Source organism: Microcystis sp. M53598_WE2 (genome assembly GCF_030067735.1).
Lineage (GTDB): Bacteria > Cyanobacteriota > Cyanobacteriia > Cyanobacteriales > Microcystaceae > Microcystis > Microcystis aeruginosa.
Genome location: NZ_JASJFE010000396.1, coordinates 1 through 4,685, shown reverse-complemented (window position 1 = coordinate 4,685; position 4,685 = coordinate 1). Strand labels below are relative to the sequence as shown.

General features: G+C 43.9%; 3 protein-coding genes and 1 pseudogene. All 4 read right to left on the bottom strand.

Translation table 11 applies throughout. The features are described from left to right. Positions 1-170, bottom strand: a pseudogene (locus tag PX636_RS08525) (Uma2 family endonuclease); the annotation flags it as partial. A 486-nt stretch (positions 171-656) separates the two neighbouring features. Then, positions 657-1,418 (bottom strand): uracil-DNA glycosylase family protein, encoded by a 762-nt coding sequence (locus PX636_RS08520; RefSeq protein WP_288116752.1) that lies wholly within the window; start codon positions 1,416-1,418, stop codon positions 657-659. 334 nt (positions 1,419-1,752) lie between these two features. Beyond that, the gene (locus PX636_RS08515; RefSeq protein ID WP_002795477.1) at positions 1,753-3,684 is read right to left on the bottom strand and encodes a transglycosylase domain-containing protein; all 1,932 of its coding nucleotides are present in this window, start codon (positions 3,682-3,684) and stop codon (positions 1,753-1,755) included. 174 nt (positions 3,685-3,858) lie between these two features. After that, positions 3,859-4,344 (bottom strand): pentapeptide repeat-containing protein, encoded by a 486-nt coding sequence (locus PX636_RS08510; RefSeq protein ID WP_002795476.1) that lies wholly within the window; start codon positions 4,342-4,344, stop codon positions 3,859-3,861. Positions 4,345-4,685 lie beyond the last annotated feature (341 nt).

The following is a 4,685-nucleotide window of genomic DNA, read 5'->3' as shown; positions in this document are numbered from 1 at the left end:
TGGCTGTCAACCTCAGCTAAAAGACGTTTTTGCAGGATAGAGTGTCGAGTCTTAGGCATGGGTTTCTGAATTGCGACTCCATGCAAGTATTCCCATGCTGGAGAATCCTCCAAATATGGCAATTTGAGGAAATCTTCAAGGGTGAGACTCTCAGTCAAGGAAGTCGTCATCGGTTCAAGCAAAGGTTTTTTTTGTGACTTTATTATAAATGAACTTTATCTGGGTTTCTTACCCACGATTCAGGTATATTTGATGAGAATTTGCCCTCTCAATCAAATGGGTCGATTTCTTAACTATTCTGACTGACTGGTATCACTGGAAATGCCCACGGTGATCACAAAATTGGCCAATTGTCAATAGCTTTTCAGATGCTCTCACCCTGATTTATAAGGCTCCTCTTTTAATCGGGTGAAAAAGGAAAAAATGAAGGCTTATCGCTTAGGGGCAAGCCTAACCTGCTCCTATAATACCAAAATACTCAAACTAACGCTGAACTCTAGACTGCTGAAAAACATCGTCAGTGCAAGGCTGTAAGCAATATTTTCCAGTGTCTCTAAACTATTTACGTCAATGGCAAAGCCAATATTATTTAAATTCCTAAATATGAGAGATAAAAAGGCCACTACGGACGGCGATCGCACTACGCAAATCTACACCTACGTTATTGATTCTGTCGCTAAAGCATACCGTAGCTTTTCAAGTTCATTATGTTGCAAACACTTGGCAAAAGAACGATCGCCTCGTGCATTGGGATGAGGAAGAAATGTAAACAATCTTTGATGGTCACCTATTTCAATAGGTTCGGATAGCAATTTTTCTGGAGGGATTTCAAATTCTTTTTGAATCGCTTGTTTTGCAGGTACTCCTAAAACTACTATTACTCTTGCTTTTGCTAATTCTAAAATCCTCCTTAAATATGCTTGGACACATTGCTCTTGCGATTGTTTTACCCCAATTTCTTTACGAGATTTGCAATGTACTATTTCTGTAAGTGCATAATCGAGTCCTGGGATAACATCCCGTTGAAGTAGTTCAATAGAGCGTTGCCTAACTGCTGCCCAAAATGGAGTGGCACGACTATATGTTCCATCTATTTGCAACGATCTTGTACCACTAATAATCCAGTTTTTATCTCCTCCTCCAAAACGGTTATTAAAATAATCATAAACTTCTGTCGATGACCAATCCCAATTTGGATACACTTCATCACAACTAATTGATGGATTGGAACTTAGAAAAAGAATGGGTGCTTTCTCTATTTGCCCACTCCACGGTTCAGGAATGTGGAATTTGGTTATTCCGAGTGTATTCTGATATTCAACAATTTTGCGACATGGATTTACAGCAGCAGAATCTCCTAAACATTGTCGTGCATAGTGGCAATTAGCAATTTCATCTAGGAGGGATTTTTCAGACATTCTCAATAATCAATCCGCTATGAACTCAGAGAATATTCAGTGGTCGAACTATATTATTATACAACATTTTCTGTCTGGTCAACCTCTAGAAGACAAAAAACAGAAACTTTCGGGATAATCACCCTATAGAGAGTGATAGGCGGAAAAATTCACCGATAACACCTCGAATAGTCGTGCTATCTAGAAAAATTCCGAATGTGATTCTGTGGAAAAATGCCTTTAAAAGTTCCTTGAATAAGTTAGTAATGCCATTGGTTTAAAGCATTACTCTTACAAAAACGTGGCCACCTTTACTCAATTCATGAATTACGATCAAACCAATTAGATTAACCATCTACTTAACTGTTGGTTTGCGGAATTTGGAAGGAGAAGGAAAATATTCTACCCGTTCATTTTTCAGAGCTTGTGCCATGAAATCGCGCCAAATGGGAGCGGCAAAACCGCCGCCGGTGATACCTTTACCTAAAGTGCGATTTTGGTCATCTCCAATCCACACTGCGGTGGCTAATTGGGGAACATAACCGACAAACCAGACATTTTTCTCGTTATCGGTAGTACCGGTTTTTCCCGCTGCTGGACGACCGATTTGGGCCGAGGTTGCTGTTCCCCCCTGAATAACTCCCTGTAGGACAGAATTGAGAGAAGCGGTGGCCCAGGGGTCTAAAACTAGCTTCGGTTTGGGTGTATTATCGAGCATGACGTTACCGCGGCTATCAGTAACACGCATGATAAAGGTAGGCTTAGAATGCCAGCCATTACTGGCAAAAGTAGCGTAGGCCCCCGCCATTTCCAGAGGAGTCACATCTACCGAACCCAAAGGTAAAGAGGTCACGGCAATTAAAGGACTCTCGAAACCCAACAGACGACAGACTTCAATGACTTTATTTATCCCGACACGACGACCGAGAACAACTGCGGGAATATTCAGAGACTGCATCAGAGCGCTACGCAGGGAAACTTGACCAGAATAGCCGCCACCGTAGTTTTTTGGGCTATAGAAGCCGCCGGCCTCGCGAAAACGAATGGGAGCATCATTAACTACCGTTTCGGGGGTAAAACGACCACTAGCGAAGGCAGTATAATAGACGAAGGGTTTAAAAGCTGACCCCGGTTGACGACGGGATTGGATGGCGCGGTTTAATTGACTTTTATTGTAATCAACGCCACCGACGAGCGCCTTGACGAAATGGGTGCGGGGATCCACTGCGACTAGAGAAATTTGTAGGTCTTTGGTACGAATACCGCGACCACGCAAGCTATTATAGGCCCGTTGGATGGTAGACTCGGCCATGTTTTGAAAGTCGAGATCGATCGTGGTTTGAATCCGCATTCCCCCTTTAATTAGGGTTTCCTTGCCAAATTTTTGCCGCAATTCTGCCACCACTGCATCGGTAACGTAGGGTAATTTACTTTCTTGCCAAGCGGTGGGTTTACCCAGTTTCAGAGGTTCCTTTAAAGCGGCCTCTTCCTGTGCGGGGGTAATCCAACCTAAAGTACGCATCCGACTGAGAACCAGTGCCTGTCTTTCCTTGGCGGTTTTATAATTATTAAAAGGACTATAAACTTCCGGCGCTTGGATTAAACCAGCCATCATCGCCGATTCTGCTAAATTTAACTGGGCAGCGGGTTTATTAAAATAACTTTTAGCGGCGGTTTGCACTCCGTAATTATTATGACCCCAATAGATATTATTGAGGTACATTTCCAGAATGTCATTTTTGCTAAAAACCTGTTCCACTCGTACTGCCAGGACCGCCTCGGCTAATTTACGGCTAACGGTGCGCTGATGGGAGAGAAAAATATTTTTGACTAACTGCATGGTGATAGTAGATGCACCTTCCACCACACCGCCACTTTTCCAGTTAGCGACTACTGCCCGGCCGATACTATTAGGATTAATACCACGATGGTGATAAAAATGGCTATCTTCGATCGCCATCACGGCGCGTTTTAGATTGGGAGAAATTTGATCGAGTTCCACCACCTCCCGATTCGCTTCCCCGTGTAAGCTGGTCAGGGGTCTGCCTTTAACATCGTAGATATAACTGGTTTCCGTGGGGACGTAACCCCGTAAAATCCTCACATCGGGTAGATTGCGGTAACTAATCGCTAATCCTACCACAGCCCCAGTCACCACGGCCGTGGATACCATCAACAGGCCGAGAACAGTTCCCCCTGCGACTCTGGAGACTCCTTGGAAAAAGCTATCCGAGTCACTACTAGGTTTCTGCTCTTTGTCTTGATTGCCGAGGGTACTGGTGGACACGATGGTTACAATTTCCTTTTTCCAAGAGGGGACTGATCGATCGAACTGACTGGCTTGAAAGTCTATTCTAAAGGTTGTGTTAAAAAATCGAATACTAGCTTACAGCAATTATGGCCGATCTGGCTCTAGTTTGATCGGTCATGACAGCGCGATTCGGGGCAGCATAGTTAGGTATCAGCGACAAAATAGGGTATCGCGGGTATTTCTGCCAGTTACTGGGTTAGTTCCCGTCGCTCTCTCACAAAGATATTTTTCCACATCGGAGCGAATAATTGCATCGGTAAAATCGGCCCCGTCGATAATTGCACCTTTGATTAAAATGTTAGTGGCAAAAGCTCCTTCGAGAACGGCATTGGTAAAGTTGGCTTTGGTTAAACGGGCCGATTCTAAATCCACATTTCTCATATTGGCATCGCTAAAGTCGGCCCCCTCCAAGTTGGCAGAAAAAAAGCGCACTCCTTCCAGGTTGGCACGACTGAAGTTACTACCGCGCAGATTAGAGTGATCGAAGGTGGAATCGCGCAAATCCTGCCCCGCAAAGTCGTTATCGGTCAAATTGCGGTTATTATAACTTAGCGCTTGGGCCGGAGCCACAGAGAATAATAATACTAATATACTAGCAAGCAAGGTTAGTAGAGTTTTGCGAGAAAATTGCGCCATATTGCCACCTGATCAATCAACCTTTTCTATAATAAGCTGTACTGGATTTAAACCGCCTATCGGGAATTTTAGTACAAATGCTCGAACTACCCGCTCCCCTATAGCTTCTAAACAGGATTTATGATCATCCCCGAAAATCACCTCATTACCTTGCACTGGTTGAATTGACAATTATCCCCGGATTTACCAAGAGCGATCGATCTGCTAGATTTTTGATGTTGGATATGTTAGACAGGTATGGCTGGTCATCGGAAATTTTGGGTCTGAAACCCCGCCGTTCTAGGTTGGCTTTACGTTAGAATTAAAAGGCCAGTCTCGAAAACCAAGTGGACGGCGCAGCA

Coding starts and splice junctions, on each gene's coding strand:
- PX636_RS08510 (WP_002795476.1), bottom strand. CDS start 4,344: ATGGCGCAATTTTCTCGCAAAACTCTACTAACCTTGCTTGCTAGTATA.
- PX636_RS08520 (WP_288116752.1), bottom strand. CDS start 1,418: ATGTCTGAAAAATCCCTCCTAGATGAAATTGCTAATTGCCACTATGCA.